The 1,428-nt window shown below is 55.2% G+C and carries 1 rRNA gene; it reads right to left on the reverse strand.

What is annotated here, in order from left to right:
- Positions 1-1,415, reverse strand: a 16S ribosomal RNA gene (locus N5K27_RS28805); the annotation flags it as partial.
- Positions 1,416-1,428: the final 13 nt, after the last annotated feature.

The following is a 1,428-nucleotide window of genomic DNA, read 5'->3' on the forward strand; positions in this document are numbered from 1 at the left end:
GAACCCACTCCCATGGTGTGACGGGCGGTGTGTACAAGACCCGGGAACGTATTCACCGCGACATGCTGATCCGCGATTACTAGCGATTCCGACTTCATGCAGTCGAGTTGCAGACTGCAATCCGGACTACGATCGGGTTTCTGGGATTGGCTCCCCCTCGCGGGTTGGCTGCCCTCTGTCCCGACCATTGTATGACGTGTGAAGCCCTACCCATAAGGGCCATGAGGACCTGACGTCATCCCCACCTTCCTCCGGTTTGTCACCGGCAGTCTCATTAGAGTGCCCTTTCGTAGCAACTAATGACAAGGGTTGCGCTCGTTGCGGGACTTAACCCAACATCTCACGACACGAGCTGACGACGGCCATGCAGCACCTGTGTTCCGGTTCTCTTTCGAGCACTCCCAAATCTCTTCGGGATTCCAGACATGTCAAGGGTAGGTAAGGTTTTTCGCGTTGCATCGAATTAATCCACATCATCCACCGCTTGTGCGGGTCCCCGTCAATTCCTTTGAGTTTTAATCTTGCGACCGTACTCCCCAGGCGGTCAACTTCACGCGTTAGCTGCGCTACCAAGCTCCGAAGAACCCAACAGCTAGTTGACATCGTTTAGGGCGTGGACTACCAGGGTATCTAATCCTGTTTGCTCCCCACGCTTTCGTGCATGAGCGTCAGTATTATCCCAGGGGGCTGCCTTCGCCATCGGTGTTCCTCCACATATCTACGCATTTCACTGCTACACGTGGAATTCCACCCCCCTCTGACATACTCTAGTTCGGGAGTTAAAAATGCAGTTCCAAGGTTGAGCCCTGGGATTTCACATCTTTCTTTCCGAACCGCCTGCGCACGCTTTACGCCCAGTAATTCCGATTAACGCTTGCACCCTACGTATTACCGCGGCTGCTGGCACGTAGTTAGCCGGTGCTTATTCTGCGGGTACCGTCAGTTACGCCAGGTATTAACCGGCGCCGTTTCTTTCCCGCCAAAAGTGCTTTACAACCCGAAGGCCTTCTTCGCACACGCGGCATGGCTGGATCAGGGTTCCCCCCATTGTCCAAAATTCCCCACTGCTGCCTCCCGTAGGAGTCTGGGCCGTGTCTCAGTCCCAGTGTGGCTGGTCGTCCTCTCAAACCAGCTACGGATCGTCGCCTTGGTAGGCCTTTACCCCACCAACTAGCTAATCCGACATCGGCCGCTCCAATAGTGAGAGGTCTTGCGATCCCCCCCTTTCCCCCGTAGGGCGTATGCGGTATTAGCTACGCTTTCGCGTAGTTATCCCCCGCTACTGGGCACGTTCCGATGCATTACTCACCCGTTCGCCACTCGCCGCCAGACCGAAGTCCGCGCTGCCGTTCGACTTGCATGTGTAAGGCATGCCGCTAGCGTTCAATCTGAGCCAGGATCAAACTCTTCAGTTCAATCTCTAGATTT

This window comes from Pigmentiphaga sp. GD03639 (assembly GCF_029845405.1).
Lineage (GTDB): Bacteria > Pseudomonadota > Gammaproteobacteria > Burkholderiales > Burkholderiaceae_B > Pigmentiphaga > Pigmentiphaga daeguensis.